The organism is Rathayibacter sp. AY1F9 (genome assembly GCF_002932155.1).
Classification (GTDB): domain Bacteria; phylum Actinomycetota; class Actinomycetes; order Actinomycetales; family Microbacteriaceae; genus Rathayibacter.
Map to the genome: position 1 here is coordinate 1 of NZ_PSVA01000019.1, position 26,086 is coordinate 26,086.

Consider the following 26,086-nt stretch of genomic DNA (forward strand, 5'->3'; position numbering starts at 1 on the left):
CCCGCGATCAAGCGTCGAAGCGGTAGCCGAGGCCGCGGACAGTAACCAGGAGCACCGGCTCCTTCGGCGTCTTCTCGATCTTCGAGCGGATGCGCTTGACGTGGACGTCGAGGGTCTTCGTGTCGCCGAAGTAGTCGCTCCCCCAGACGCGGTCGATGAGCTGGCCGCGGGTGAGGACGCGGCCCGCGTTGCGGAGGAGCATCTCGAGGAGCTCGAACTCCTTGAGGGGCATCGGGGTCTCGACGCCGTCGACTTCGACCGTGTGGCGTTCGATGTCCATGCGGACGGGGCCCGCGACGACGATCCGCTCCTCGCCGGGCTCCTCGGTGCGGCGTCGGAGGACGGCGCGGATGCGGGCGAGCAGTTCGCGGGTGGAGTAGGGCTTGGTGACGTAGTCGTCCGCGCCGAGCTCCAGGCCGACGACGATGTCCACTTCGGAGTCCTTGGCGGTGACCATGATGATCGGGACGGAGGAGCGGGTGCGGATCTCGCGGCAGACCTCGGTGCCGGGCATGCCGGGCAGCATGAGGTCGAGGAGGATCAGGTCGTAGTCGCCCTCGTCGAAGGCGGCGACGGCGCGGTTGCCGTCCTCGGCGACGGTGACGTCGTAGCCCTCGCGTTCGAGCAGGTAGCTGAGGGGCTCGCTGAGGGCGCTCTCGTCCTCGACGAGCAGGATGCTGGTCACGCGTGTTCTCCTATCGGGGCGGTCGCCGCGAAGGGCGTCCGGGCGGGGTCGGCTTCGGGGAGCCGGATGGTGAAGGTGGAGCCGCGGCCGGGCTTGGACCAGACGCGGACGTCGCCGCCGTGGTTCTGCACGGCGTGCTTGACGATGCTGAGGCCGAGGCCGGTGCCGCCGGTGTGGCGGGAGCGGGCCTGGTCGACGCGGTAGAAGCGCTCGAACACCCGGTCGAGGTCCTCCTCCGGGATGCCGATGCCCTGGTCGGTGACGGCGATCTCGACGACTCCGCCGGTGGAGCGGACGCCGATGCCCACGCGGGAGCCTGCGGGCGAGTACTGGATGGCGTTGGCGAGGAGGTTGTGCAGCGCCGAGACGAGCATCTTCTCCTGCCCCACGACGTAGGCCTTCTTCATCCCGCCCTTGACCAGGGTGACGTCGTGCGACTCCGCCATGACGTGGGTGGTCTCGAGCGCCGCCGTGACGACGTCGTCGACGCGGATGATCTCGGCGGAGCCGGCGACGTCGGCGGCCTGGAGGCGGGAGAGCTCGATGATCTCGCGCGTGATCTTCGCGAGGCGGTGCGACTCCTGGGTCAGCCGGTGCGCGAAGCGGCGCACCTGCTGGGGGTCGTCGGCGGCGGAGTCGAGGGCCTCGGCGAGCAGGCCGACGGCGCCGATCGGGGTCTTCAGCTCGTGGGAGATGTTGGCGACGAAGTCCCGGCGGACGGCCTCGAGCCGGCGCGCCTCGGTGTGGTCCTCGGCGATGACGAGGACGTAGCGGGAGCCGAGGCGGGTCGCGTGGACGACGAGCGTCACGGCGGCGTCGGAGAGCGGGCTGGTCGCGAGCTCGAGGTCCTGGACGATGTCGTCGCCGAAGCGGCGGACGCGGTCGACGATGGCGGCGAGGTCGGGGTGGAGCAGCGTGTCCTGCGAGACCAGGCCGAGCGCGACGGCGCGGGTGGACGCCTTCAGCACGTTGTGAGACGGGTCGGTCACGAAGGCGGGCGAGCCGACGGCGTCGATGATCGCCTCGATCCCCTCGGGGAGCCCGACCGAGATCACGTCCTGCGCGATGCGGCCCTGGCGGGCGGCGAGCGTGAGCACGGTCGTCAGAAGGATCCCGATCGCGACACCGAGAACGAGCGACAAAACCACGATCAAGCCCGAATCCACGGACCCAGGCTAACCATCCACCGGGCGTCCCCCTACCGGACTCCCGTCGATCCTCCGGGGGTCGAGTACTGTTCAAACGCCCGGCACCGTTCGTTAACCTGCCGTGGTCATCATGACTGCGCCTGCGCCCACGGAGTGCAGTCGCAGCGGCGTGCGAGGTGCTCGCCGCAGATCCGGCGCCGTCGTCCGCGCGCGCCGTAGAGAGGGTCGAACACAGATGCGCGAAGTTTTCCAGCAGGAGCTGGCCGAGGTCCAGGAACGACTCGTCGAGATCTCCGGACTCGTCGAGATCGCCATCGAGAAGGCGACCCAGGCGTTCAACCACTCCGACGTCACCCTCGCGGAGGAGGTCATCGCGAGCGACGCGCGCATCGACGAGCTGGCCATCAGCCTCGACGAGCTCGCGATCGACATCCTCGCCCGGCAGAACCCGGTCGCCCGCGACCTGCGGATCGTCGTCTCGGCGCTGCGCATCAGCGCGTCGCTCGAGCGGATGGGCGACATCGCCGAGCACATCGCCCAGCTCTCGCGCTATCGCTTCCCCGACAAGGTGGTCCCCAAGAGCCTGCGTCCGACGTTCGTCGAGATGGGCCGCCTCGACGTGGTCGTCGCACACAAGCTGACCGACCTGCTCCGCTCGCAGGACCCGCGCATCGCCGAGGAGATCCGCGACGAGGACGACAAGATCGACGAGCTGCACGTCAGCGTCTTCGACAAGGTGCTCAGCGAGGCGTGGAAGGGCCAGGCCGCCGACACCGTCGACGCGACCCTCGCCAGCCGCTACCACGAGCGCTTCGCCGACCACGCCGTGTCGATCGCCAAGAAGGTCCAGTACCTGATCTCGGGCGACTACTCCTAGTCGACACCTCGGGCTCCGGCCCGTCTCACCGTCCGGCCCGCAGGAACGAGCGTCTCCTGCGGGCCGGACGTGTCCGTGCGCTCCGCCTCCGGGGCTACGGGAACGGCCCGCCGGAGTCGAGGACTCGGGCGGGCCGTTCGCGCGTGCGGGGCGGTGCTACTTCTTGGCGCCCTGGGCGGCGACGGCGGCGGCACCGGCGGCCGCGGCCTCGGGGTCGAGGTAGCGCGCCTCGCCGATGGGCTCGAAGTCCTCGTTCAGCTCGTAGACGAGCGGGATCCCGGTCGGGATGTTGAGCTCCGCGATGTCCGAGTCCGAGATGCCGTCGAGGGTCTTCACCAGCGCGCGGAGGGAGTTGCCGTGCGCGGTGATCATGACGGTCTTGCCCGAGGCGAGGTCCGGCTTGATGTCGGACTCCCAGTACGGGAGCATCCGCTCGATCACGAGCTTCAGCGACTCGGTGCGGGGCAGGGCGTCGCCGAGGTCGGCGTAGCGCTCGTCGTGCGCCTGCGAGTACTGGTCGTCGTCGTCGAGCGGGGGCGGCGGCACGTCGAAGGAGCGGCGCCAGGTCTGGAACTGCTCGGGGCCGTACTCGGCGAGGGTCTGCGCCTTGTCCTTGCCCTGCAGGGCGCCGTAGTGGCGCTCGTTGAGGCGCCAGGAGCGCTTGACGTCGATCCACAGGCGGTCGGCGACCTCGAGGGCGATGTTGGCGGTCTGGATCGCACGCGTCTGGCGCGACGTGTAGACGATGTCGGGGTGCAGGCCCGCCTCGGTCAGCAGCTCGCCGGCGCGGGTGGCCTCCGCGACTCCCTGCTCGGTCAGGCGCACGTCGACCCAGCCGGTGAAGAGGTTCTTCTGGTTCCACTCGCTGTTGCCGTGGCGCACGAGGATGAGGGTGTAGGTCTCGGACATGCGTCCAGCTTAGAGGCGGCCCCCTCGCCCGCGGATACGCTGGAGAGCATGCCCATCGGAGCCGTCACCCGCGGAACGACGGGCACGAACCGCCTCCGCCGGGTCGACCGCCGGCTCGCCGAGCTGCCCGTCCTGCGCAGCACCGCCTCCCCGCTCGTCGTCGATCTCGGCTTCGGGGCGAGCGCGGTCACCACGCTCGAGCTGCACCGCCGGCTCGTCCGGGCCGCGCCCGACGTCGAGGTGCTCGGCCTCGAGATCGAGCCCGCACGGGTCGACACCGCTCGGCGCCAGCTCGCCCGGGTGAGGGAGGGCGGCACGCCGTTCCCCGCGGACGCGCGCGTGCGCTTCGAGCGCGGCGGCTTCGAGGTGCCCCTGCCCGCGGGGCGGCGGGCGGGCGTCATCCGCGCCTTCAACGTGCTCCGCCAGTACGACGAGGACGCGGTGGAGGAAGCCTGGGCGACGATGACGGACCGCCTGCAGCCCGACGGCGTCCTGGTCGAGGGCACCTGCGACGAGATCGGCCGCATCTGCACCTGGATCGAGGTCGGCCGGGAGGGCCCGCGCTCGCTGACCCTCTCGCTCCGGCTCGCGGCGATCCCCTCGCCGATGACGGCGGCCGAGCGCCTGCCGAAGGCCCTCATCCACCGCAACGTGCCCGGCGAGGGCGTGCACGCCTTCCTCTCCGCCCTCGAGCGGGCGTGGACGCTGAACGCCCCTCTCGCCGTCTACGGTCCGGGTCAGCGCTGGATCGCGGCGGTCCGGGACCTCCGGCCGGAGTGGCCGGTCCTCGGCGGGCCGCGGCGCTGGCGCCTGGGCGAGGTGACGGTCGCGTGGGAGGCGGTCGCCCCCTCCTCCTGAGCGCCGGGCCTGAGCACCGGACCTGAGCACCGGACCTGAGCACCGGACCTCCTGAGCCCTAGGCGAGCGGGGGCAGGGCGGCCCGCGCCTCGGCGGGAGCGGCGCCGGTCGCCGTGAGCAGGTCGACGACGAGCGGGCGGAGCAGGACGAGCACCGTCTTCTCCGCGAGGCGCGCCTCCGGGATCAGCCGCTGGGGGTCGAGCGTGGTCGCGAGCAGCACGAGGTCCTGACGCGCCAGGGCGAGCACCGACGGATCGGCGACCGCGCGGCCGAGCAGCGCCATGCCCGGGCCGAGGGCGGCGACCGCTCCGGCGAGCTCCGGCCGCGGGGCGCCGTCCCGGACGAGGAAGTCGGTGCGGCGCGCGACGATGCGCAGGTTGCGGGTCGCGAGGTCCAGCGCGGACAGCATCACGGCCTGGCGGGAGAGCTCGCCGCGGTGCCGGCGGACGAACGGCGAGATCCGGGCGACGCCGGTCGCGGAGTCGAGCGCCGCGGTCCAGCCGTCGATGACCGGCTGCGTCCCGCGGATCCGCTCGAGGGCTGCGGTGGACGCCGAGGAGTCGCCCCGGCGGAGCGCCTCGGCCAGCTCCTCCACGGTCCGGCTGAGCGCGGTGAGGAGCCGGTGCGCCTCGGCCCGCGCTGTGCGCAGCGGCGGGCGGGGCACGATCGCCGTGCAGAGCAGCGCCGCGAGCCCGCCGATCAGGCCGTCGACGCTCCGGGTGAAGACGCCTCCGTCCGGCGCAGGGAGGACCATCACCAGCATCGCCTGGGTCCCGGCGGCCACCGCGAACCCCGGCGAGGGCGAGAGGGCCCGGCCGAGCGTGAAGACGATCGCGAGGACGACGGCGAGCTGCCAGACGCCGCTCCCCCAGAGCAGGAGCAGGACCTCGCTGGCCGTGATGCCGATGAGCATCCCCGTCGCTGTCTCGGCCACCTGCTTGGGGCGGGTGTCGCGCGCGATGCCGAGGCTCGAGATCGTGGCCGTCAGCGCCAGCACCGGCGCGGGGTGCCCGAGGAGGAAGTGCGCGACGGAGTAGGCGAGGGTCGCCGCGAGCACGATCTGCAGCACGGCGGGGAGCGACGCCCCCGCGCGGGCGAGGGCGCGCGCGGGACTCAGCTCGGGGGTCCGGACGAGACCGCGCAGCCGCTCGGCCGCCCGGCCCCGCTCGGCGGGACGTGCGGCCACCACGGCGTGGCCTACCTGGTCGTCGCCCCGAGGCGGGGCAGGCGGGGCACTCCCGCCTCCGCTCCGGCTCCGGGCGGGACCACGACCTCCTGGGCCGCGGCCACGCGCGAGTCGCCGGCCAGCACGGTCAGCTCGAGATCCACCGGGACGCTCCGCTTGACGACCGCGAGAGCGACCGGTCCGTCCTCGTAGTGCCAGGCGCTGGAGGTGACCGTGCCGACGTCGACCGGCTCGCCGCCCTTGAGCGCCGTGACGACGTCGCCGTGGGCGGGGAGGACCGAGTCGGAGCCGTCGAGCTGCAGCAGGACCAGGCGCCGGGGCGGGTGGCCGAGATTGTGCACCTTCGCCACCGTCTCCTGGCCCCGGTAGCAGCCCTTGGCGAGGTGCACGCTCGAGCGGAGGAGGTCGAGCTCGTGCGGGATGGACCGCTCGTCGACCTCGGTCGCGTGGCGCGGGCGCCAGGCGGCGATGCGCAGCGCCTCGAGGGCGTCGACTCCCGCGAGGGCCACTCCCACCCCGACGGCCGTCTCCGCGAGGGCCTCGAGGGCCGCTCGCGGGACCAGGACCTCGCGGAGCTCCCAGGAGGCCCCGGGGTGCTCTGTGGTCAGCGCATACTGCCAGCCGCCCGGCTGGACCTGCGACCACGGGTCGCTCCAGACGACGGGCTCCTCGGCCAGGGACAGGGCGAGCGTCAGGGCCGGCCCGTCGCCGAGGGCGGCGAGGGTCGCGAAGTCGTCGGTGCGGTCGGCGACCTCGACGCGGAGCATGAAGCGCATCCGGTCGAGCCAGGCGGCCAGGCCGGCCGTCTCGTCGCGGTCGAGCAGGAGCCAGGCGGTCTCGCCGTCGTCGACGAGGCGGATGACGTGCTCGATCCGGCCGGTCGGGTCGAGCAGGAGCGTCTCGGCGGACGCGCCGGGAGCGAGGCGCGAGACGGCCTGGCTGGTGAGCGAGTCGATCCAGGTGAGGCGGTCCGGCCCCGTGACGGTCACGACGCCGCGGCCGGAGAGGTCGACGAGCGCGGTGCCCGCGGCGAGAGCGCGCTGCTCGCGGAAGGGCTCGCCGTAGTGGGCGGCGACGCCGGGCTCGGCGGCGCTCGTCGTCGCGACGGCGCCCGGGGCGGCCAGGAGCGGGGAGAGCGCGTCAGTCGACACGGGCGAGCCGTCCGGAGGAGTGGGTCCGCAGGCCCTGGCCGAGCGCGGCGATGTCCCACGCCCACAGCAGGTGGTCGTCGACCAGGCCGTAGAGGCGCGTGGCGGCGGCGTAGTCCTTCGCCGCGGCGGTGCGCATCACCGCGTCGGTCGCGAGGTCGATCCGCGGCCCCTTGACCTGGCCGAGGTAGAGCTCGCTGACCCCGTCCGGGTGCACGAGCGAGACCTCGATGTCGAACCCGCCGGCGGCGTTGCGCAGCGTCTCGACGGACTCCGCGTCGGGGAAGGCGGGTGCGCCGCGGCCGGGCAGCATTCCCGGGCCGGCGTCGGAGTCGGTCAGAGCGCGGCTGAGGCGCCAGTAGCCGGTCTCGGTGACCAGCGGCCGGGGCGCCTCCTCGGCGCCCTCCTCGATCAGCCACGTGTAGGAGTTGTAGTTGAGGTACGGGAGGCCGTCGTAGCTGAAGCTGATGCGATGGCCGAACTCGGCCTGGACGGAGTCGTCGCCGATCGTGTAGTCGATGACGCCCGAGCCCTCCCAGACGCCGAGCAGCCAGGACAGGGGGACGAGCTCGGGCGGCAGGCCCGACGGAAGCGAGATCACTCGGGCTCCGGCGGCGGCTAGCGCTGGCCGCGGTAGAGCTTGTAGACGACCACGCCGGAGACCCACGCGATGGCGAGGGAGGCGAGCCCGAGCAGACCGAGGTAGAAGAGTTCCAGGGCGAGAAGCATGCGCTCATCCTACCCGCCGCCTCCGACGCAGGGGCGGGGCGGACGCGACCGCTCAGGCGGTGCGGATCCGGGCGCTCGGGACGGGAGGGCGCGACTGCTCAGGCGGGGAGGAGGAGGGCGATCCCGCTCGCGACCGCGACCACGGCCATCGCTCCGACGATGCTCGTCATCGCGCGGAGGAGGTACCCCTCGGCGCGGGCCACGGCGAGCTGCACCGCGAAGGTCGCGAGCACGCAGCCGCCGAACGTCAGCGCGAGCCAGAGCTGCCGGGACTCCGGAGCGGCGATCGCCAGCGTCAGCACGGAGCCCGCGAGTGCGAGCGCCCAGACGACTCCGATGCCCACCCGATCCCTGCCCATCCGACAATTGTGCCCCAGGCGGACGCCCCTCCCGGCCCGCCGCTAGTATTGCGGGCAGACCAGTTCTGGAGGATCCGTGGCGCAGTTGTTGATACTGACCTCGGCGGGAGGCGCCGAGGTGCTCCCCGCACTGGGGCTCCTCAGCCACCGGACCCGGCAGATCCCCGCGGAGCCCGCCCAGCTCGTGAACGCCCCGAGCTGCGATCTGATCCTGGTCGACGCGCGGCAGGACCTCGCCAGCGCCAAGTCGCTCTGCAAGATCCTCACGACCACGGGCATCAACGTCCCCCTCATCCTGATCCTCACGGAGGGCGGGCTCACGGCCGTCTCGGCCGACTGGGGCGTCAACGACGTCATTCTCGACTCGGCCGGCCCCGCCGAGGTCGACGCCCGCATCCGCCTGGTGATCGGCCGGCTGGCGCAGGAGCAGTCGACCTCGCGCATCCAGGCCTCGGGCGTCGTGATCGACGAGGCAAGTTACTCCGCCAAGGTGCACGGGCGCCCGCTCGACCTCACCTTCAAGGAGTTCGAGCTCCTCCGCTTCTTCGCCACGCACCCCTCGCGCGTCTTCACCCGCGAGCAGCTGCTGAGCGAGGTCTGGGGCTACGACTACTTCGGCGGCACCCGCACGGTCGACGTGCACGTGCGGCGCCTCCGCGCGAAGCTCGGCGACCTGGAGTCGCTGATCGGCACGGTCCGCAACGTCGGATACCGCTTCAACGTGTACGAAGAGGACAATGAGCGAGTCGCTCAACCTGTCCGTTGAGGACCTGGCCGATCCCGCGGTGGCGGCCGGCCTCGAGCACCTGATCGGGCGCGCCGCCTGGTTCGACCATCAGCCCCCCTTCAGCGACCAGACTCTCGTCGACGCCCGGGCCGGCTCGCGCACCCTCCTCGTGGGGCTGCGCGCCGACGTGGTCGTGGCGGCGGCGATCCTCGGGCAGGGCGAGCTGGAGTTCGTCGTCGATCCGGAGTGGCGCGGGGTCGGCTTCGGCACCGCGACCCTCGAGCAGGTCCTCGCGAGCGGCCGGACGGGCCTGCTCGCCTGGGCGCACGGCGACCACCCCGCCGCCCGGGCCCTCGCGGCCTCCCACGGCTTCGCCCCGGTGCGCACCCTCCTGCACCTCGAGCTCGAGCCGCTCGCCGCCCCCGAGGTCCGCGTCCCCGAGGGCGTCGTCCTCTCGGACGCCCGCGACCTCGCTCCGGCCGAGTGGATCGCCCTGAACGCGCGGGTCTTCGCCGCGCACCCCGAGCAGGGGCGGATGACGGAGGAGGACCTGGCGGCCCGCCGCGCCGAGCCGTGGTTCGACGAGGGCGACTTCCTCCTGCTCCGCGACGCCGACGGCACGCTCCTCGGCTACGACTGGCTCAAGATCGAGCCCGGATCGACGACCGGCGAGATCTACGTCCTCGGGGTCGCCCCCGAGGCGGCCGGACGGGGACTCGGCCGCACCCTGCTGAACGCCGGGCTCGCGCGGATGCTCGAGCGCGGCTGCACCGCGGCCGACCTCTACGTCGAGGCCGAGAACCGGTCGGCGGTGGCGCTCTACCGCTCGCTCGGGTTCACGGACGCCTCCGTCGACGTGCAGTACCTGCAGCGCGCCGCGCCGCTGCGCTGAGCCGGCACTCCTCCACAGGGCCTCCCCCGGCCCCGTTCATCCGGCATTCACGAGCGGCGGCGCGGAGCGGACGGACGCGGTGCCAGGATGGTCGCATGGACGGCGACAACCTGCTTCTCGAAGACGGTCTCAGCGATGACCTCGACGACGACTTCGACGACGAGGAGGAGCACTCGGACCCGCTCCTCCCCGACAACCGCTACCTCGACCGGGAGCTGAGCTGGCTCGCGTTCAACCAGCGCGTGCTCGAGCTCGCGGAGGATCCGCTGGTTCCGGCGCTCGAGCGGGCGAACTTCCTCGCGATCTTCTCGTCCAACCTCGACGAGTTCTTCATGGTCCGGGTCGCCGGCCTCAAGCGCCGCATCCTCACGGGGCTCGCCCTGCCGACGAACATCGGGCGCGTGCCGGTCGACGTGCTGACCGACATCTCGGAGAAGGCGCACCTGCTGCAGCAGCGCCACTCCCGAGCGTTCAAGGAGCTCGTCGAGCCCGCCCTGCGCGACGGCGGCATCGACCTCGTCCGCTGGGACGAGCTGAGCGACGCCGAGCGCACCGTGCTGGACGACTACTTCTCGGCCCAGGTGTTCCCGGTGCTGATGCCGCTCGCGGTCGACCCGGCGCACCCGTTCCCCTACATCTCCGGCCTCTCGCTCAACCTCTCGGTGCGGGTGCGGAACCCGAAGACGCAGAAGGTCGAGTTCGCGCGCCTCAAGGTGCCGCAGATGCTCCCCCGCTTCGTGCGGATCGCCGGCGTCGCGGCGCCGGGCGAGCCGATGCGGTTCATCTCGCTCGAGGACCTGATCGCCAACCAGCTGGACGACCTGTTCCCCGGCATGGAGATCCTCGACCACCACGTGTTCCGGGTGACGCGCAACGAGGACGTCGAGGTCGACGAGGACGAGACCGAGAACCTGATCAAGGCCCTCGAGAAGGAGCTGCTGCGCCGCCGGTTCGGCCCGCCCATCCGCCTCGAGGTCACCGACGACATGGACGACGAGACGCTGGGCCTGCTGGTCCGCGAGCTCGACATCACGACGCAGGAGGTCTACAAGCTCCCGGCCCCGCTCGACCTCAGCGGGCTCTTCAGCCTGCAGAAGATCGACCGCCCGGACCTGAAGTACCCCAACCACGTCCCGACGACGGCAGTGCAGCTCTCGCCCAGCGAGCCCAACCAGCGGCAGGACGTCTTCAAGGCGGTCTCCCGCGGCGACGTGCTCCTGCACCACCCCTACGAGTCCTTCGCGACGAGCGTGCAGTCGTTCCTCGAGCAGGCGGCGGCCGATCCGGACGTGCTCGCGATCAAGCAGACGCTCTACCGCACCTCCGGCGACTCCCCCATCGTCGAGGCGCTCATCGACGCGGCCGAGTCGGGGAAGCAGGTGCTCGCCCTGGTCGAGATCAAGGCGCGCTTCGACGAGCAGGCGAACATCTCGTGGGCGCGCAAGCTCGAGAAGGCGGGCGTGCACGTGGTCTACGGGCTCGTCGGGCTGAAGACCCACTGCAAGCTCGCGCTCGTCATCCGCCAGGAGAAGGGCGGAGTGCTCCGCCACTACTCCCACATCGGCACCGGCAACTACAACCCGAAGACCTCGCGCATCTACGAGGACCTCGGACTCCTGACGGCCGACCCCGAGGTCGGCAAGGACCTCACGCGTCTGTTCAACGAGCTCTCGGGCTACGCGATCGAGAAGAAGTTCAAGCGCCTGCTCGTCGCGCCGCGCCACCTGCGGAAGGGCCTGCTCAAGCGGATCGCCGCCGAGACCGAGAACGCCCGCGCGGGGCGCCCCTCGGGCATCCGGATCAAGGTCAACTCGATCGTCGACGAGTCCGTGATCGACGCGCTCTACCGCGCCAGCCAGGCCGGCGTGCCGGTCGACGTGTGGGTGCGCGGCATCTGCGGGCTGAAGCCCGGCCAGGAGGGGCTCTCCGAGACCATCCGCGTGCGCTCGATCCTCGGCCGCTACCTCGAGCACTCCCGCATCTTCAGCTTCGTCAACGGCGGCGAGCCGGACGTCTTCATCGGCAGCGCCGACATGATGCACCGCAACCTCGACCGCCGCGTCGAGGCTCTGGTGCGGATCGTCGAGCCGGCGCACCTCAGCGAGATCGACGACATGTTCGAGCGGGCGATGGACGAGCGGACCGCCTCCTGGTGGCTCGGCCCGGACGGCGACTGGACGCGGCACCACCTCGATGAGGAGGGCGCTCCGCTCGCCGACCTGCAGAACCAGCTGATGCAGCACATCACCCATCGCAAGCGCGCGGCGACACGGTCCGCCAACCGGGCCTCCAGCCGCTGACGCCCGTGACGGGCACCGTCTACGCAGCAGGAGCGGTGTGCTGGCGAATCATCGAGGGCCGCCCGCACATCCTCGTGATCCACCGGCCGCACCGCCGGGACGTCAGCCTGCCCAAGGGCAAGGTCGACGCGGGCGAGTCCCTCCCGGAGACCGCGGTGCGCGAGATCCGCGAGGAGACCGGGCTCTCGGTGGCGCTCGGGGTGCCGCTGGGGTGCACCGAGTACACGCTGCCGAGTGGGCGCCCGAAGGCCGTCTACTACTGGGCGGCGCAGGTGACCGAGAAGGCCGTCCTGGCGTCCGACTTCCTCCCGAACGACGAGGTCGAGGCGCTCGAGTGGGTGACGCTCAAGCGGGCCCGGAGCTACCTGACCTATCCGCACGACGTGACGATCGTCGACGAGTTCGCCCGGATCGCCGCACGCGGTGCGCTCGAGACCTTCGCGATCGTGGTCCTGCGGCACGCGAAGGCGGTGCCCGCCTCCTCCTGGGACGGCCGCGACTCCACCCGCCGCCTCACCGGGCGCGGCCGGGTCGAGGCCGCTGCCGCCGCTCAGGCCGTGGCCGCCTGGCGCCCGCGCCGCCTCGTCTCGAGCACCGCCAAGCGCTGCCGGTCGACCATCGCCCCGCTGTCCGGTCTGGTCAGGAAGCCGGTCAAGCTGCGCGACGACCTCAGCCAGGAGGCGCACGAGCAGGGCACCGCCGACGTCCGCGCCCTGGTCGGCAAGCGGGTCCGCGCCCGCCGCACCGCCGTCCTCTGCAGCCACCGACCGGTGATCCCCGAGATCCTGCGCGAGATCGCCCTCGCCACGGCGACCCCTCTCGGCGCCTACCTCGACGAGGCGGCAGCGCTCCCGACCGGCGGCTTCGCCGTGGTGCACCTCTCCACCGGTCACCCCGGCTCCGGCATCGTCGCGATCGAGACGCACACGCCGCTGGCCTGACCCGCCCGGGCGCTGCGCGGCCGGCTCGACGGGTCCCTCCGGACCGGGCCGGTCGCGCCGCCGGGACGCGCCCGACGCACCGCGCCTTCCCCGCCGCCCCGTCGCTCCGCAATCCCCGAGGCGGACCCGTTCACCGCGCGTTCACCGAGCGGTCGGTGCCAGGACACGACCCCTCCGTACTCTCGCTCGCGGGCTGCACCAGGCCCTGTTCTGTTTTCCACGCTTTCCTACCCGAAAGGGATACTTGTGAGATTCTCGCGTCTCGGCCAGGCGGCCGTCGTCGCCGCCGTCGCAGCGATCACGCTGACCTCCTGCGCTGCCAACGAGGCACCGGCCGCAGGCGGCAGCTCCGGCTCCGCCACCACCTCCACGCTCTCCGGCACCATCACCGGGATCGGCTCGTCCGCTCAGGGCACCGCGCAGACCACCTGGGCCGCCGCGTTCCAGACCGCGAACCCCGAGGTCACGGTCAACTACGACCCGCAGGGCTCCGGCGCCGGCCGCACCAACTTCATCGACGGCGCCGCCGACTACGCCGGCTCCGACTCCGCGCTCAAGGACGAGGAGCTCGCGGGCACCTTCGCCGCCTGCGCCCCCGACACCAAGGCGATCGACCTCCCGGTCTACATCTCGCCGATCGCGGTCATCTTCAACGTGGAGGGCGTCGACGAGCTCAAGCTCGACGCGGCCACCATCGCTGGCATCTTCAAGGGCACCATCACCTCCTGGGACGCCCCGGAGATCAAGGCCCTGAACCCCGACGCGACCCTCCCGTCGGCGAACATCACCTCCGTGCACCGCTCGGACGACTCGGGCACCACGCAGAACTTCACCGACTACCTCGCGGCCACCGCGAGCGACGTCTGGGACGCTCCCGCCGCGCAGACCTTCCCGTACCAGAGCGGTGACGGCGCCAAGGGCACCTCGGGTGTCGTCGACGCGGTCAAGAACGGCACCAACACGATCGGCTACGCCGACGAGTCCGGCGCCCAAGGCATGGACATGGCCCAGCTGAAGGTCGGCGACGCGTTCTCGACCATCTCGGCCGACGGAGCCGCGGCGGTCGTCGCCGCCTCGCCCATCGCCGACGGCCGCGAGGACAACGACCTCGCGATCAAGATCGACCGCACCGGCACCGAGGCGGACGCCTGGCCGATGGTCCTGGTCAGCTACCTCATCGTGTGCCAGGAGTACGCGGACGCCGACAAGGGCGAGGTCGTCAAGTCCTTCGCCTCCTACGTCGCGAGCGAGGAGGGCCAGGAGGCCGCCGCCGCTCAGGCCGGCTCCGCTCCCCTGAGCTCCGAGCTCGCCTCGACCGTCGCCACCGCGATCGAGTCGATCAAGTAGTCCCACCGGCAGGGCCCGTCTCGCAGCACGATCCGCGGGACGGGCCCCGCCTGTGCCGGGCTCGACCCACCGGACGCCCCTCCGAGCCCTAGCATCTCCCTGTGCGCCCCGCCGAACCCCCTCGTCTGAAGAGAGTCCCCTGGAATGGCAACTGAGACCGTCGTCCGCCCGAAGGCGAAGGTGCGTGTCGGAGATCGGGTCTTCTCGATCTCGACCGTCGCCGCCGGCTCCCTCATCCTCCTCGTCCTCGCCGCCGTCGCGATCTTCCTCATCGCGCAGTCGATCCCCGCGTTCACCGCGCCGGCCGGCAGCCTCCCCGGCGACGCGACGAGCTTCTGGGCCTACGTCGGCCCGCTGGTGTTCGGCACGGTCTGGTCGGCGGTGATCGCCCTGGTGATCGCCCTGCCGCTCTCGATCGCGATCGCCCTCTTCATCTCGCACTACGCGCCGCGCCGCATCGCGATGGCCCTCGGCTACGTGGTCGACCTCCTCGCCGCCGTCCCCTCGGTGGTCTTCGGCCTCTGGGGCGCGACCGTGCTGGCGCCGATGGTGCAGCCCTTCTACCTCTTCCTCAACGTGAACATCGGCTGGTTCCCGCTCTTCGGCGGCCAGGCGTCGGGCACCGGCAAGACGATCCTCACCGCCTCGGTGGTGCTGGCCGTCATGGTCATCCCGATCATCACCGCGGTCTGCCGCGAGATCTTCCTCCAGGCCCCGCGCCTGCACGAGGAGGCGGCGCTCGCGCTCGGCGCGACCCGCTGGGAGATGATCCGCATGGCCGTCCTGCCCTTCGGCGCCCCGGGCATCGTCTCGGCCGCCATGCTCGGCCTCGGCCGGGCCCTCGGCGAGACGCTCGCCGTCGCGATGGTGCTCTCGCCCGCGACGGTCGTCTCCTTCCTCCTGCTCACCTCGCAGAACTCGAACACCATCGCCGCGAACATCGCGCTGCAGTTCCCGGAGGCGAGCGGAGTCGGCGTCAACGTCCTCGTCGCCTCGGGCCTCATCCTCTTCGTCATCACCCTCGTCGTGAACTCGGTCGCGCGGTTCATCGTCAACCGCCGCAAGGCCTTCTCGGGAGCCAACTGATGTCCGCCGCCACCTCGTCGATGCCCTTCTCGCTGCAGGCGGGCAAGCTGCCCAAGGGCACCCCCTGGATGCTGCTCGTCGGCAGCTGGGTCGTGTTCGCCGCCGTCTTCCTGATCCTCCAGGCGGCCGGCATGATGAACGACTTCAGCCTCGTCGGCGCGATCTTCTGGGGCACCGTCCTCTTCGACGTCGCCATCTACGTGGTCTCGCGCCTGGTCGAGGGCGGCCGCAAGGCTGTCGACCGCCTCGTGACCTCGCTGGTCGCGACCGCGTTCATCATCGCGCTGCTCCCGCTGATCTCCCTGCTCTACACGGTCGTCTCCAACGGAGTCGCGCGGTTCGATCCGCTCTTCTTCTCCTCGTCCATGCGCAACGTCATCGACGCGGGCGGCGGCGCCCTCCACGCGATCATCGGCACGCTCGAGATCACGGCCATGGCCGCGCTGATCTCGGTGCCGATCGGCCTGCTCACCTCGATCTACCTCGTCGAGTACGGCCGCGGCCACCTCGCCCGGGCGATCACCTTCTTCGTCGACGTGATGACGGGCATCCCCTCCATCGTCGCGGGCCTGTTCGCGTACGCGCTCTTCGCGCTGCTCCTCGGCCCCGGCGTCCGGATGGGCTTCGCCGGCTCGATCGCCCTCGCCGTGCTGATGATCCCCGTAGTCGTCCGCTCGTCGGAGGAGATGCTGAAGCTGGTCCCGAACGAGCTGCGCGAGGCGTCCTACGCCCTGGGCGTGCCGAAGTGGCTGACCATCGTCAAGATCGTGCTGCCGACCTCCATCGCCGGCATCACGACGGGCATCACCCTCGCGATCGCCCGCGTCATCGGCGAGACCGCCCCGCTGCTCATCGTCGCCGGCTTCACCGCGTCGATGAACTACGACCTCTTCAGCGAGCGGATGATGACCCTCCCGGTCTTCGTCTACACGCAGTACGCGAACCAGGGCCCCGACGCCGAGGCGTTCCTCAACCGGGCCTGGACCGGCGCGCTGGCCCTCATCCTGATCGTCATGGCGCTGAACCTGGTCGCCCGCCTGATCGCGAAGATCTTCGCCCCCAAGCTCGGCCGCTGACACCCACCACTCGGCTCCGGCCGGAATCCCCGAAGGAAGCAATGTCCAAGCGCATCGAGGTCAACGACCTCAACGTCTACTACAGCCAGTTCCTCGCGGTGGAGGGCGTCTCGCTCGCCATCGAGCCCCGCACGGTCACCGCCTTCATCGGCCCGTCCGGCTGCGGCAAGTCGACCTTCCTCCGCACGCTCAACCGCATGCACGAGGTCATCCCCGGCGCGCACGTCGAGGGCGAGGTCCTGATCGACGGCAACAACCTGTACGGCCCGGGCGTCGACCCGGTGCAGGTCCGCCGGCAGGTGGGCATGGTCTTCCAGCGCCCCAACCCGTTCCCGACGATGTCCATCCGGGACAACGTGCTGGCCGGCGTGAAGCTCAACAACCGCCGCATCTCGAAGTCGGACGCGGACGCGCTCGTCGAGCGCTCGCTCCAGGGCGCGAACCTCTGGAACGAGGTGAAGGACCGCCTCGACAAGCCGGGCTCCGGTCTCTCCGGCGGCCAGCAGCAGCGTCTGTGCATCGCCCGCGCGATCGCCGTCTCCCCCGACGTCCTCCTGATGGACGAGCCCTGCTCCGCCCTCGACCCGATCTCGACCCTCGCGATCGAGGACCTCATCGAGGAGCTCAAGAACGACTACACGATCGTCATCGTGACCCACAACATGCAGCAGGCCTCGCGCGTCTCGGACCGCACCGCGTTCTTCAACATCGCGGGCACCGGCAAGCCGGGCAAGCTCATCGAGTACGACGACACCGCGACGATGTTCTCGCGGCCGTCCGTCCAGGCGACCGAGGACTACGTCTCGGGCCGCTTCGGCTGATCCGCCCCAGACGAGAGCGAGCCGCGTCCCTCCGGGGTCGCGGCTCGCTCTCGTTCCACCGCGTTCCCTCCGGGAACGAGAAGAGCCGCACTCCGTCATGGGAGTGCGGCTCTTCTCGTGCTCGGGCCGTCAGGCGATGTCGATCGCCAGTATCGGATCGGTGGTCGGAGTCGGCGAGCCGCCGGCGTCCTCGACCGTCACGGCGACGACTCCGCCCTCGGTCAGGCTCCCCTCGAGCGGGGCCACGGTGCTGCCCTCTCCCCCATCGAACGTCCCTGCGGCGACCGGACCGGACGAGCCGATGTACCAGAGCTCGTAGGTCTTGTCCTCCGGCAGCGGCGCCAGGTCGTCCACCACGAGGGCGGAGCGGCCGAGCGAGCTCGACCAGACCAGCGTCGCCTGCTCGCCGGTGGCGACCGTGCCGGTCGTCTCCTGCGCGTCGGGGGCGCTGCGGATCTGCTCCAGAGCCGTCTGCTGCTGCGTCTGGCCGGGGCCGGACGAGAGCAGCGGCGGAAGGGTCACTCCGCCGACCACGATCACCGCGGCGGCCGCGGCCGCCGAGAGGTAGACCGCGGGGCGGGCGAACCAGCGGCTCCGGGCGCGGTTCGCGGCGCTGCCGCCACCGTCCCGGCGAGCCGTCGGACCGCTCCGCTCGCCCTCGGAGGCGACGGGGACCAGACGGGGCGCGGCGGGCGCCTCGTGGTCCTCGTCGGGCTCCTCCAGCGGCAGCTGCGGAGTGGTGGCGATGAGCGCCATCAGGTCGGCCTTGAAGCCCGGCGAGGGCTCCACGGCGGGTGCGTCGGCGACCAGCGCCTCCGCCACCTCAGCGAACGCGTCGGCCTCGCCGCGCGCCTCCGGGTGCTCGGAGAGGAAGCGCTCGAAGCGCTCCTGCTCCTCGGGCGTCAGGATGCCCAGTGCGTGACCCGCCGCGAGATCGCGCGGGTCGTCCATCCCGTCGGGGAGTCGCACATCGTTCACAGGGCCACCCCCATCTCTTCTCGAAGTCTGATCATTCCGTCACGCAGGCGTGTCTTGACGGTTCCCACGGGGCACTGCAGGATCCCCGCGATCTCGCTGTGCGAGTATCCGCCGTAGTAAGCGAGCTGCAGCGCCTGCCGCTGCAGTTCCGTCAGGCGGCCCATGGCGGCCGCGACCTTCTCGTGCTCGAGGGACACCTCCGCCTGCTCGGAGACCTGGTCGTAGTCGCGTCCGAGGTCTCGGATTCCGATGCGCATGTCCCGATCACGGCCGGCTTGAGCCGCGCGGACCCTGTCGATGGCCCTGCGGTGTGCCATCGTGAGGATCCAGGTCGTCGCGCTTCCTTTATTCGGAGCGAAACGCCCAGCGGTTTGCCAGATCTCGAGGAAGACCTCCTGGGCCACCTCCTCGGACTGGGAGCGGTCGACGAGGACGCGGATGATCAGGCCGAGGACCCGGCCGGCCATCTGGTCGTAGAGCGCGGCGAACGCGGCCTGCTCTCCCCCGGCGATGCGCTCGAGGAGGACAGCCGCCTCCGCTGTGGTGTCGTCCGTCATCAGCCCCGCCTCGCCCGCGCCCGGGCTGAAAGATTCCGCGTCATCCAGAAGGCTGTCACGGCCAGGCCTGCAACGACGACCGACACCTCGATCGGATGCGTCACGAATCGGACATCCAGCGCCAACGTGCCGATCGGCACGAGCGCGGGGTCGCCCAGCCGGGGGGCCAGCCAGAGCGAGATCACGGCCACCGCCGCAGCGGTGATGCCCGGATAGCTGCGCGGGCGGATGAGGACCCAGAGCCCGGCGAGCACGTCGAGGACCGCGAGGACGCGCATCACCGTGCCCTGCGAGAGCGAGACCCCCGCGGCGAACTGGGCGCCCTCCGCGTCGTCGACGCTCGGCGCGGCGAGGAGGTAGAGGGCGGCGACGACCAGCAGCCCCGTCCCCGCCCAGACGCGCGCGCCGATCCGGAGAGCTCTGCTGTTCTTCATTCCGCTGGCGCCTGTCTGTGGGGACTCGGGCGAGGATCGACTCCTCCTGGGCCCTCGCCTCGCGCACCGTGGCCTCGATGCGAGCAGAGAAGGGGCCGGACCGCAGGAACGCCTCTCGGCGCGAGGCCGCTCGAAGCGGCTATAAGTGGAGCCCGGGGTTACTGCGATCCGGCTTCCGCCAGTCTACCAAAGGCCTCCGCGGTGGCGGCGAGCGGCGTTCGCAGTGGGTGAACGCGGGTTGCGCGTCACTCCAGGGAGTCGCTCCGCCACAGCCGCGCGCAGCTCACGAGCTCGGCCGCGGTGGTCGAGAGGCGCAGGGCGCGGGTGGTCAGCTCGCTCGCCCGGGCGGGGTTCACCGGCTCCACGTCGTCGGCGACCGAGACGGCTCCGGAGGCGCTCACGCGGCAGAACGCCGCGGCGCGGTCCAGTGCCACCGCGAAGTCGCCGTCGAAGACGCCGCGGAGGATCCGGTCGGCCAGCTCGGTGATCTCGGCCGGCCCCGTGGGAGTGCTGGCTCCGGCGACCACCGGGTCGATCGTGGCGGACAGCTCGACTCCGCGCTGGTAGAGGAAGCTCGTGCTCTCCGGGTCCTGCCGGATGACCAGCCGCAGCAGGTAGATCCGCCAGAGGGCGCCTGGCAGGCTCGCCGCGCTGGAGCGCGCCCAGAGCTCGGCGAGCGCGTCGATGCCGTTGTGGTCGGTGTACTCGACCAGGCGGTCGATGACCACCGGGTCGGGGTCGTTCCGGACACGGCTCAGCAGCGCGATCGCGGTCTCGTGGGCGACACGGCTGATCTGCGCCGGGTCCTCTCCTCCCTGGAACGCCTCGAAGACGTGGGAGGGGAACTTGGTCGGCTTGTGGAAGCCGTCTGTCATGGGGCCGCCTTCCGCGGTCGTGCGCGCGGACGCTCTCGCGCTCGCGCTCCGTAGGGGGTTCGAGGAGGGTAACGCCCGCGGCTGGGCGGGTATGCCCGCGCCGAGGACGCGGTCCGCTCCGGGATCGTCCGCGGTCCGGGCCGCACCTGCTCCGGGCCGCACCTGCTCCGGGGGCGTCGACGGCCCGCTACCCTGGAGCGCGCGGGCCTCTAGCTCAGTTGGCAGAGCAGCGGACTTTTAATCCGCGGGTCGTCGGTTCGAGCCCGACGGGGCCCACCACATCCCCGCCAACGCAACAGTTGACTCGGGTTGATGGTTCGTCACTCCGAACTAACTCCGAACATTGGGCCGAGCGCGTCCGCAGCCTTGCGTGTCTTCGTGGTGCGGCTCATGTAGGTGTTCGTGGTGATGGTCGGGTCCTCATGACCTAGATACTCCGCGATCTCGTTCAGCGGCATGCCGGCCGCGCTGAGCGCCGTGGCCACTGTCTTGCGGAAGCCGTGACTCTTGAACCCGGGGTAGCCCAGTCGCTCACGGTTCGCGCGCCAGTCGGCCTCCGTGTTGGACGTGTCACGGAGCCTGCCGAGGATCGAGGGGAACACGAGCCCGAGGTCGGTGATGATGCCCTCCCGCTGTCGGCGCTCGAGAAGGGCGACCGTCGCAGCTGGCACGATGATGGTGCGGGTCGAGGCAGCCGTCTTGCCCTCGTCCTGAATCCGAAGGCCGACCCCCTTGATGCGCACCACGTTGGGGCCGATCGAAACCGTCCCCGCTGCGATGTCGACACGATCCCACGTGAGGCCCAGCGCCTCACCGATGCGGCATCCGGTCGCGAGCATGAACTCCCACAGGTCGACCAGATCGAGTCTCTTCATCTCGCCGTCTGCTCGGATCGTGGCAACGAAGGCTGGCACGGAATCGAGTGGTAGCGCCGTCGCCGCAGCGCCAGCCGGTGCTTTCTTAATGTTCTGGATGCCCGCGACAGGGTTCGACTGCAGGGCATCGTTCACGACCGCGAGCGCAAGCATCCCGGAGAGTGCCGACCGACAGCCCTTCGCCGCTCCTGGCCCGTTCGTCTTCGTGACCTGCGTGATGAACTTCTGGACCCGCATCGGGGTCATCTCCCCCACGGTCAGACTCCCGATAGCAGGCACGATGATGCTCGAGATGTTGTGCCTGTAGGTGTCGATCGACCGCGGCTTGAGCCCAGCCTCCGTCTTCACTGCAAGGTACGTTTCAGCGAGCTTCGCGATGGTCGTACCGCGTCGGATCTCCTCCTCTGACGGAGCCTCAATGGTCGTGAGCGCGAGTAGCAGAGCCTGGCGAGCCTTCGGCCCCGACTCTCGGACTCGCTCGACCTGTCGCCGCTTGCCGTCATGGAATCGGTACAGCGTGCGCGCGCGCCACTTGCCGGGCTCGAGCTCCGAGATGTTCAGAACACCATGAGACCCCGCAGGGTTACGAGGACGCGCCATCGGTTCCACCACTCGCCTCGAGCGAAAGCTTGTATGCGACTTCGACTAGCTCCGGCTCATCGAGACTCTCGAGCTGCAGATCCAGCGCTAGTTTTGTCCAGCGGTCGACAGATCGGGCGCCCGTTGCAGCCTCGGGAACTCGGTCGAGGGTCGCACGGAGCAACGCCGTCGCCGTCGCCAGCTGACGCGCGCTCTTGATCACCCATTCGTCAGCCAGGATCTCCTCTGGCGACAAGCCAGCCAGCGACCCCCTCGTTCCGAACCCGCTCACCGTGAGCAGCTTGTTCCACACGCTCCACTTGATTCCCGGGAGGCTTGCGAGCAACTGCACGAGATCGTTTCCGCTTCCCAGGGCGGCGGAGTCCGGCGGCGCGACCGTCCCTACGGGCTCGCCGAGGCCGAGAAAGTTCGAGTTCACCAGGTCGACCGGATGAACCCTGACGCCGGGCAGCACCTCCACCGGCTCGTCCTTCTCGCTCATGAGCGGCGCGACGGGAGCCAGTAAGACGAGCGTGCTCACCCCAAGCGCAGCCGCGAACGCGGTCACTTCGCTCGTGGAGATCGAACGCCGTTTGCCGCGAAGGATTCCGAGCATGGTGTTGACCGGCACCGGCCATCCCACCAGCGCGAGCCTGCGACACAGCTCGACAGGGGTCACCTCGAAGAGTTCGCAGAAGTGCCCTACCCGCGCCACGACTCTCAGCGCATCGCGCTTCTCGAACGCGGCCCATGCGGTGCGTTCTACCTCGGTGTCGTCGATCATATTTTGATTCTTTCAGATCAGAACTTGCGCGTCAACGCGAGAGGGCGTACAACTGTCGCTAGGCGCAATCAACGCTTGCTTGTCAAAATCACTTTTTGATTGGAGTTCCATGACCGATACGAAACGCGTCGCCTCACGCACCTTCCTGGACGTCAACGACGTCGCTGGCCAGCTGAAGGTGAGCGTCGCCACCCTCTACCGGTGGCGCAGCATCGGAGCCGACATGCCAAAGGGGTTCAAGGTCGGCTCCAAGCTGCGCTTCACGCAGGAATCCGTGGACGCCTGGATAGAAGAGCAGCAGGCGAAAGCGGTGCCGGCATAGACGGCAACCGGCACGCCCCGTCTCAGGCCGACCTCCGGGCGCCTGACTTCAACTCCCTGACGTACCGGGACCCGACAGGAGATCGGGCTGTCAGGAATCTGACCCCCGGCAACTACAAAATCAGCGGCCCCGCTGGCGACGTCTTCCTCATCGAGTCGGGCCTGCTCGAGGCGGTCCTCGTCCACTGCGAGGCGGTACCGACGCGTTCCGGCAGGTCGCGCCGCATCCAGGTCAAGAGCGAAAGGTCGCAAACGTGATCCGCACGAAAAAGCCGGTCGAAGCCCTGGCAGGCCCGACCGGCAACACCCCACCCGAAAAGTCTCACGAATCCGAAGGAGCTATTCCGATGACTGTACCGGCCATCGCCACCGACCAGAAGCCGACCGCACTCGCAGACTGGCGTCGTCTCGTCGTCGACCAGCGCGCTGACCTCCTCTCCGCGGCCGTGACGATCACCGTCGATCAGGACACCGAGGGCTCCCGCAGCTGGCTCGAGCTCCCTCGCCCCAACCCCGCCTTGGATATCAACACCGTCCACGACCTGACGTCCGGAACATGGCAGGTAGAGGCGAACGTGCAGAGGGCCTTGTCGAGCGACGAGGCCCTCGCTGCCTCGGTCGCACTCGCCACCGCTGCCCGTCAGGCCGACACGCTGAACGCCGGAGAACTGTTCTCTATCCCGACCTCGCACGTGTCGAGGGACATTGTCGGCCGGATCGGGTCCGTCGTCTCGCTCGTTGCCACCGAGTACGAGGGCATCGTCGCGCTTCACATCAACCTCGACGCCCACGCCGAGCGGTTCACGGCGCCTGGTGCCCGCTGGTCCTGGCAGGACGAAGACTCTGACTGCCCGATGCTGTTCGAGTACCTCGGTGACTACCGCGTCGTCGGTCTCGACGTGCTCGACGCGTTCTCGCCGCGCGTCATCCTTGCGAGCACGGAGCCGGTGCTTTGAGCAGCATCGCGGTCGACGTCCGTCACGCGGCGGGGGCCGTCTTCGTCAGGCCCAAAGCGTTCCTCGATCGGCCCGCCGTTCACCTCGCCTTCCCCGAACTCGAGGTGCCTTTATCGCCCGCCGAGGCGTGGAGGCTCGCCACAGCCCTCCTTGAGGCGGCACACCGGTCCGAGCATCCCGTCGTCAACTACTGGCTCGACGACCCCGACGCGGAGGAGGCGGCGTCACGGACGGACGACTAATCGGCCACTCCGTCGACGCACAGCTGGAAGAGACGCTCTGGCGCCTCATCGCTGGCGAGATCGGGCTGCAGCAACTCGCACCCGGTCTCGCCGGCTTCTGGTCACTCGCTTACGACGAAGGTCGCGCTTCACGTCAAGCCGAAATCGACCGAGCGAACGCCGACGCAGACAGGTACTACCGCGCCGCTTACGACACCCGCGAACGCCAACTTCGTCGGATCGACACCGCCGCCGAGAACTACTGGCAGGACGTCATGACCGGCCGCATCGACCTCACCGAAATCCCTTCCCGAAAGGAGGAAGCCGCATGACAGAAGCCGCACGCACCCTCCATCTCACGCGCGCATCGCACATCAAGTCCCTCAGGCAGCCCTGGCTCATCCCCAGCCTGATCCCGCTTTCCACCCTCACGGTCTGCGCCGGCAGGGGAGGCGCCGGCAAATCCTCCTGGGTCCTCGCCCGGATCGCAGACCTCACCCACGGCCGGCTCACCGGTGACGTCCGAACGCCGACCGACGCCCTGATCGTCGGGCCAGAAGACGATTGGAGTGCCGTCATGGTTCCCCGGCTCATCGCGGCCGGCGCCGACCTCGAGCGAGTCCACCGCTTCGAGGTCCGAACAACCTACGAAGGCGGCGAGTCCTCAACAAGCTCACCGGTCATGCCTCTCGACGTGGACCGACTGCGCGAAGCGATCGAGGTCACGAAGGCCGGACTCGTGATGCTCGACCCCGCCTCCTCGATCGTCTCCGGCGACCTCAACAAGCGCGAGGACGTTCGCGCGGCCATGGACCGCCTTGCGACCGTCGCGCAGGAGACGCGCACCGCCATCGTCATCGTCAGCCACTTCAACAAGGGAGCGGGCTCGGTGAGCGACAAGCTGACAGGCTCCGCCGCCTTCCGAGACGCAGCGCGCTCCGTGCTCGTATTCGCCGAGGACGAAGAGACCGGCGATCGCATCGTCTCCGTGGACAAGTCGAACTACTCAGCCGCGGCGGGCGAATCCCTCGCGTTCCGCCTCGAGTCGGTCGACGTCCCCACCGACGACGGCGAGCTGACTCAGGTAGCTCGTGTCATCGACCTCGGCATCACCGACAGGACCGTGCACGACGTCATCAACAGGGGGAGCGAGGACGAGCAAGACGACCGGAACGCTGCACAGGCCTTCGTCCTCGACTACATCCGGAGCACCGAAGCGCAGGAGGCGAACGCGGCCGACGTCATCAAGGCCGGTCGAGGAGCTGGCTTCAACGAATCCGAGATGAAGAACGCCCGCAGACGCTGCAGGAACCCGAAGATCCAGAGCGTGAAGTCTGCGTTCGGGTCCGGCTGGGTCTGGCAACTCGACCACGAAGGTGTCACCGAAGGCGTCAAAGGTGTCACCACCCTGAGGCCCGACGCCTTCGACACCTTGGCTGACGCCTTCGAGGGACCGCCCGCGATCGTGAGCCTCTTCCCAACCCCTCATCACCAGCAGGAGACGCCATGACGCTCCCACTCGCCGTAGCACTCGCGGAGATCTACGCGCACGGTGGCTACTTCGCCACCACCCCCGACGCCCTCCTCCTCGTCATGCCCGAAGGAGCGACCGTCTCTCCAGACGTACACCGTTGCATCGCGCTGAACCAGGCCGAGTTGTACGAACACCACCACAAGCACGAGCACGAAAGGGAAGAAGCATGAACGACAACACCGAGGATCAGATTCTCTGGGAGGGCACTGACGGCACACTCGCCGCGATGCCCAAGGAGCAGTACCAGCGCGACTCGACGCGCCTGTTCGAGCTCATCATCACCGCCGGCGCGGACTCGAGCGTCAACGTGAGCAAAGAGACGCGGCGGATCTTCGACGAGACGAGCGCCGACTACCTCCTCGCGGTCGGGACCACCGTCGCAGGCACCTTCGCCGGGTTCTCGCTCACCCACCCGAACACGTTCCAGGTGTCGGCCGCGCTCATCAACTTCGGCGCGTTCCTCACCACCTTCCGCGCGCTCGTGCCACCCGCGCCGTATCCGACGGCCACCACCGAGGAGGACGCGGCATGAGCACTTCCAGTCGCTACCTGCCCAAGAACCATCCCGTGCGGTTCCTGCTCGAGTCGGCAGCGAACGGCAGCCCGGTCACCGCGGCAGACCTGCAAATCCTCGCCCACGCCGACCTGCCGACGTCCGAGTCGCTAACCGTCTTCGCCAACGTGATCGAACAGGCGGGGCTGTTCATCGCGAAGGTCGGTGCTACCGGAGCGCGACAGCCGGCCCTAAAGCTCGCGCAAGAGCAGTGGGAGACCATCGCCGCATCCATGACCGACAGCCAGCGCGCGGTCGACACCACCGAACGGGCAACCCCGCCCGACACCGACATCGACGCGATCGTGACCCGCGTCTTCAACCGCTAGC

30 protein-coding genes and 1 tRNA gene are annotated in these 26,086 nt (G+C 70.1%); 18 read left to right on the forward strand and 13 right to left on the reverse strand.

What is annotated here, in order from left to right:
- Nucleotides 1-7: 7 nt before the first annotated feature.
- Complete coding sequence (locus C5C37_RS12205) at nt 8-685, reverse strand: response regulator transcription factor (protein ID WP_104227263.1); 678 nt, start codon at nt 683-685, stop codon at nt 8-10.
- Nucleotides 682-1,851, reverse strand: coding sequence for a cell wall metabolism sensor histidine kinase WalK (locus tag C5C37_RS12210; RefSeq protein WP_104224692.1), 1,170 nt, complete (start codon nt 1,849-1,851; stop codon nt 682-684). The genes C5C37_RS12205 and C5C37_RS12210 overlap by 4 nt, the downstream gene beginning before the upstream one ends.
- A 217-nt stretch (nt 1,852-2,068) precedes the next feature.
- Between C5C37_RS12210 and phoU the strand changes: the two genes are divergently transcribed.
- Nucleotides 2,069-2,710, forward strand: coding sequence for a phosphate signaling complex protein PhoU (phoU, locus tag C5C37_RS12215; RefSeq protein WP_104224693.1), 642 nt, complete (start codon nt 2,069-2,071; stop codon nt 2,708-2,710).
- Between the two features lie 156 nt (nt 2,711-2,866).
- Here the strand turns inward: phoU and C5C37_RS12220 are convergent, their stop codons facing one another.
- Nucleotides 2,867-3,619: a phosphoglyceromutase gene (locus tag C5C37_RS12220; RefSeq protein ID WP_104224694.1), complete on the reverse strand. Its 753-nt coding sequence runs from the start codon at nt 3,617-3,619 to the stop codon at nt 2,867-2,869.
- Between the two features lie 48 nt (nt 3,620-3,667).
- Between C5C37_RS12220 and C5C37_RS12225 the strand changes: the two genes are divergently transcribed.
- Nucleotides 3,668-4,477: a class I SAM-dependent methyltransferase gene (locus tag C5C37_RS12225; protein WP_104338990.1), complete on the forward strand. Its 810-nt coding sequence runs from the start codon at nt 3,668-3,670 to the stop codon at nt 4,475-4,477.
- A gap of 58 nt (nt 4,478-4,535) precedes the next feature.
- On the opposite strand, the gene C5C37_RS12230 is transcribed toward C5C37_RS12225, so the two are convergent.
- The 4 genes from C5C37_RS12230 to C5C37_RS12245 all read right to left on the reverse strand — a co-directional run bounded on the left by C5C37_RS12230 (nt 4,536) and on the right by C5C37_RS12245 (nt 7,899).
- The gene (locus tag C5C37_RS12230) at nt 4,536-5,666 is read right to left on the reverse strand and encodes an aromatic acid exporter family protein (protein WP_104338991.1); all 1,131 of its coding nucleotides are present in this window, start codon (nt 5,664-5,666) and stop codon (nt 4,536-4,538) included.
- Between the two features lie 8 nt (nt 5,667-5,674).
- Nucleotides 5,675-6,814: a folate-binding protein YgfZ gene (locus C5C37_RS12235; RefSeq protein WP_104263063.1), complete on the reverse strand. Its 1,140-nt coding sequence runs from the start codon at nt 6,812-6,814 to the stop codon at nt 5,675-5,677.
- A complete protein-coding gene (locus C5C37_RS12240; RefSeq protein WP_104224698.1) occupies nt 6,804-7,412 on the reverse strand; it encodes an FABP family protein in 609 nt (202 codons plus the stop codon). The genes C5C37_RS12235 and C5C37_RS12240 overlap by 11 nt, the downstream gene beginning before the upstream one ends.
- A gap of 226 nt (nt 7,413-7,638) precedes the next feature.
- A complete protein-coding gene (locus tag C5C37_RS12245) occupies nt 7,639-7,899 on the reverse strand; it encodes a hypothetical protein (protein ID WP_146076503.1) in 261 nt (86 codons plus the stop codon).
- Nucleotides 7,900-7,975: 76 nt separating this feature from the next.
- Here C5C37_RS12245 and C5C37_RS12250 point away from each other — a divergent pair, with 76 nt between their 5' ends.
- The 8 genes from C5C37_RS12250 to pstB all read left to right on the forward strand — a co-directional run bounded on the left by C5C37_RS12250 (nt 7,976) and on the right by pstB (nt 17,089).
- Complete coding sequence (locus C5C37_RS12250) at nt 7,976-8,665, forward strand: winged helix-turn-helix domain-containing protein (protein WP_104224700.1); 690 nt, start codon at nt 7,976-7,978, stop codon at nt 8,663-8,665.
- Nucleotides 8,637-9,518 carry a mycothiol synthase gene (gene mshD / locus C5C37_RS12255; RefSeq protein ID WP_104338992.1) on the forward strand — a complete coding sequence of 294 codons (882 nt, stop codon included), beginning with the start codon at nt 8,637-8,639 and terminating at the stop codon, nt 9,516-9,518. The genes C5C37_RS12250 and mshD overlap by 29 nt, the downstream gene beginning before the upstream one ends.
- Nucleotides 9,519-9,613: 95 nt before the next feature.
- A complete protein-coding gene (locus C5C37_RS12260) occupies nt 9,614-11,818 on the forward strand; it encodes an RNA degradosome polyphosphate kinase (protein WP_104224702.1) in 2,205 nt (734 codons plus the stop codon).
- 5 nt (nt 11,819-11,823) lie between these two features.
- The gene (locus C5C37_RS12265; RefSeq protein WP_104224703.1) at nt 11,824-12,759 is read left to right on the forward strand and encodes an NUDIX domain-containing protein; all 936 of its coding nucleotides are present in this window, start codon (nt 11,824-11,826) and stop codon (nt 12,757-12,759) included.
- A gap of 246 nt (nt 12,760-13,005) precedes the next feature.
- On the forward strand, nt 13,006-14,106 hold the full coding sequence (pstS, locus tag C5C37_RS12270; protein ID WP_104224704.1) for a phosphate ABC transporter substrate-binding protein PstS: 1,101 nt from the start codon (nt 13,006-13,008) through the stop codon (nt 14,104-14,106).
- A gap of 144 nt (nt 14,107-14,250) precedes the next feature.
- On the forward strand, nt 14,251-15,192 hold the full coding sequence (gene pstC / locus C5C37_RS12275; RefSeq protein ID WP_104227270.1) for a phosphate ABC transporter permease subunit PstC: 942 nt from the start codon (nt 14,251-14,253) through the stop codon (nt 15,190-15,192).
- Nucleotides 15,192-16,268: a phosphate ABC transporter permease PstA gene (pstA, locus tag C5C37_RS12280; RefSeq protein WP_104224706.1), complete on the forward strand. Its 1,077-nt coding sequence runs from the start codon at nt 15,192-15,194 to the stop codon at nt 16,266-16,268. The genes pstC and pstA overlap by 1 nt, the downstream gene beginning before the upstream one ends.
- Nucleotides 16,269-16,309: 41 nt before the next feature.
- Complete coding sequence (gene pstB, locus C5C37_RS12285) at nt 16,310-17,089, forward strand: phosphate ABC transporter ATP-binding protein PstB (protein ID WP_104224707.1); 780 nt, start codon at nt 16,310-16,312, stop codon at nt 17,087-17,089.
- A 129-nt stretch (nt 17,090-17,218) separates the two neighbouring features.
- Here pstB and C5C37_RS12290 read toward each other — a convergent pair whose 3' ends face one another.
- From C5C37_RS12290 to C5C37_RS12305, 4 genes are all read right to left on the reverse strand, one after another.
- Nucleotides 17,219-18,067, reverse strand: a complete 849-nt coding sequence (locus C5C37_RS12290) for an anti-sigma factor domain-containing protein (RefSeq protein ID WP_146085222.1) — start codon at nt 18,065-18,067, stop codon at nt 17,219-17,221.
- The gene (gene sigK / locus C5C37_RS12295) at nt 18,064-18,624 is read right to left on the reverse strand and encodes an ECF RNA polymerase sigma factor SigK (protein ID WP_104224709.1); all 561 of its coding nucleotides are present in this window, start codon (nt 18,622-18,624) and stop codon (nt 18,064-18,066) included. The genes C5C37_RS12290 and sigK overlap by 4 nt, the downstream gene beginning before the upstream one ends.
- Nucleotides 18,624-19,058: a hypothetical protein gene (locus C5C37_RS12300; RefSeq protein WP_104227272.1), complete on the reverse strand. Its 435-nt coding sequence runs from the start codon at nt 19,056-19,058 to the stop codon at nt 18,624-18,626. The genes sigK and C5C37_RS12300 overlap by 1 nt, the downstream gene beginning before the upstream one ends.
- A 245-nt stretch (nt 19,059-19,303) precedes the next feature.
- Nucleotides 19,304-19,933, reverse strand: coding sequence for a DNA-directed RNA polymerase subunit beta (locus tag C5C37_RS12305; RefSeq protein ID WP_104227273.1), 630 nt, complete (start codon nt 19,931-19,933; stop codon nt 19,304-19,306).
- Between the two features lie 203 nt (nt 19,934-20,136).
- Between C5C37_RS12305 and C5C37_RS12310 the strand changes: the two genes are divergently transcribed.
- Nucleotides 20,137-20,212, forward strand: a tRNA-Lys gene (locus tag C5C37_RS12310).
- Between the two features lie 41 nt (nt 20,213-20,253).
- Here the strand turns inward: C5C37_RS12310 and xerC are convergent.
- A complete protein-coding gene (gene xerC, locus C5C37_RS12315) occupies nt 20,254-21,420 on the reverse strand; it encodes a tyrosine recombinase XerC (protein ID WP_146085223.1) in 1,167 nt (388 codons plus the stop codon).
- A complete protein-coding gene (locus tag C5C37_RS12320; protein ID WP_104338994.1) occupies nt 21,392-22,171 on the reverse strand; it encodes a hypothetical protein in 780 nt (259 codons plus the stop codon). Before C5C37_RS12320 ends, xerC begins: the two co-directional genes overlap by 29 nt.
- A gap of 109 nt (nt 22,172-22,280) precedes the next feature.
- Here C5C37_RS12320 and C5C37_RS12325 point away from each other — a divergent pair, with 109 nt between their 5' ends.
- From C5C37_RS12325 to C5C37_RS12355, 7 genes are all read left to right on the forward strand, one after another.
- Entirely contained in the window at nt 22,281-22,493 is a 213-nt protein-coding gene (locus tag C5C37_RS12325; protein WP_104338995.1) for an AlpA family transcriptional regulator, read from the forward strand.
- 253 nt (nt 22,494-22,746) lie between these two features.
- The gene (locus C5C37_RS12330; protein ID WP_146085224.1) at nt 22,747-23,448 is read left to right on the forward strand and encodes a hypothetical protein; all 702 of its coding nucleotides are present in this window, start codon (nt 22,747-22,749) and stop codon (nt 23,446-23,448) included.
- Nucleotides 23,445-23,690: a hypothetical protein gene (locus C5C37_RS12335; protein WP_104338997.1), complete on the forward strand. Its 246-nt coding sequence runs from the start codon at nt 23,445-23,447 to the stop codon at nt 23,688-23,690. Before C5C37_RS12330 ends, C5C37_RS12335 begins: the two co-directional genes overlap by 4 nt.
- 307 nt (nt 23,691-23,997) lie before the next feature.
- Nucleotides 23,998-25,179: an AAA family ATPase gene (locus tag C5C37_RS12340; RefSeq protein ID WP_104338998.1), complete on the forward strand. Its 1,182-nt coding sequence runs from the start codon at nt 23,998-24,000 to the stop codon at nt 25,177-25,179.
- Nucleotides 25,176-25,373, forward strand: a complete 198-nt coding sequence (locus tag C5C37_RS12345; RefSeq protein WP_104338999.1) for a hypothetical protein — start codon at nt 25,176-25,178, stop codon at nt 25,371-25,373. Before C5C37_RS12340 ends, C5C37_RS12345 begins: the two co-directional genes overlap by 4 nt.
- Nucleotides 25,370-25,735 carry a hypothetical protein gene (locus C5C37_RS12350; protein ID WP_104339000.1) on the forward strand — a complete coding sequence of 122 codons (366 nt, stop codon included), beginning with the start codon at nt 25,370-25,372 and terminating at the stop codon, nt 25,733-25,735. Before C5C37_RS12345 ends, C5C37_RS12350 begins: the two co-directional genes overlap by 4 nt.
- Nucleotides 25,732-26,085, forward strand: a complete 354-nt coding sequence (locus C5C37_RS12355; RefSeq protein WP_104339001.1) for a hypothetical protein — start codon at nt 25,732-25,734, stop codon at nt 26,083-26,085. Before C5C37_RS12350 ends, C5C37_RS12355 begins: the two co-directional genes overlap by 4 nt.
- Nucleotide 26,086: the final 1 nt, after the last annotated feature.

Excerpts from the sequence above, each read along its gene's own strand:
- phoU (WP_104224693.1), top strand. The coding sequence starts at position 2,069 with ATGCGCGAAGTTTTCCAGCAGGAGCTGGCCGAGGTCCAGGAACGACTC.
- C5C37_RS12220 (WP_104224694.1), bottom strand. The coding sequence starts at position 3,619 with ATGTCCGAGACCTACACCCTCATCCTCGTGCGCCACGGCAACAGCGAG.
- C5C37_RS12225 (WP_104338990.1), top strand. The coding sequence starts at position 3,668 with ATGCCCATCGGAGCCGTCACCCGCGGAACGACGGGCACGAACCGCCTC.
- C5C37_RS12245 (WP_146076503.1), bottom strand. The coding sequence starts at position 7,899 with ATGGGCAGGGATCGGGTGGGCATCGGAGTCGTCTGGGCGCTCGCACTC.
- mshD (WP_104338992.1), top strand. The coding sequence starts at position 8,637 with ATGAGCGAGTCGCTCAACCTGTCCGTTGAGGACCTGGCCGATCCCGCG.
- C5C37_RS12260 (WP_104224702.1), top strand. The coding sequence starts at position 9,614 with ATGGACGGCGACAACCTGCTTCTCGAAGACGGTCTCAGCGATGACCTC.
- pstC (WP_104227270.1), top strand. The coding sequence starts at position 14,251 with ATGGCAACTGAGACCGTCGTCCGCCCGAAGGCGAAGGTGCGTGTCGGA.
- pstA (WP_104224706.1), top strand. The coding sequence starts at position 15,192 with ATGTCCGCCGCCACCTCGTCGATGCCCTTCTCGCTGCAGGCGGGCAAG.
- pstB (WP_104224707.1), top strand. The coding sequence starts at position 16,310 with ATGTCCAAGCGCATCGAGGTCAACGACCTCAACGTCTACTACAGCCAG.
- sigK (WP_104224709.1), bottom strand. The coding sequence starts at position 18,624 with ATGACGGACGACACCACAGCGGAGGCGGCTGTCCTCCTCGAGCGCATC.
- C5C37_RS12300 (WP_104227272.1), bottom strand. The coding sequence starts at position 19,058 with ATGAAGAACAGCAGAGCTCTCCGGATCGGCGCGCGCGTCTGGGCGGGG.
- C5C37_RS12305 (WP_104227273.1), bottom strand. The coding sequence starts at position 19,933 with ATGACAGACGGCTTCCACAAGCCGACCAAGTTCCCCTCCCACGTCTTC.
- C5C37_RS12320 (WP_104338994.1), bottom strand. The coding sequence starts at position 22,171 with ATGATCGACGACACCGAGGTAGAACGCACCGCATGGGCCGCGTTCGAG.
- C5C37_RS12325 (WP_104338995.1), top strand. The coding sequence starts at position 22,281 with ATGACCGATACGAAACGCGTCGCCTCACGCACCTTCCTGGACGTCAAC.
- C5C37_RS12340 (WP_104338998.1), top strand. The coding sequence starts at position 23,998 with ATGACAGAAGCCGCACGCACCCTCCATCTCACGCGCGCATCGCACATC.
- C5C37_RS12345 (WP_104338999.1), top strand. The coding sequence starts at position 25,176 with ATGACGCTCCCACTCGCCGTAGCACTCGCGGAGATCTACGCGCACGGT.
- C5C37_RS12350 (WP_104339000.1), top strand. The coding sequence starts at position 25,370 with ATGAACGACAACACCGAGGATCAGATTCTCTGGGAGGGCACTGACGGC.
- C5C37_RS12355 (WP_104339001.1), top strand. The coding sequence starts at position 25,732 with ATGAGCACTTCCAGTCGCTACCTGCCCAAGAACCATCCCGTGCGGTTC.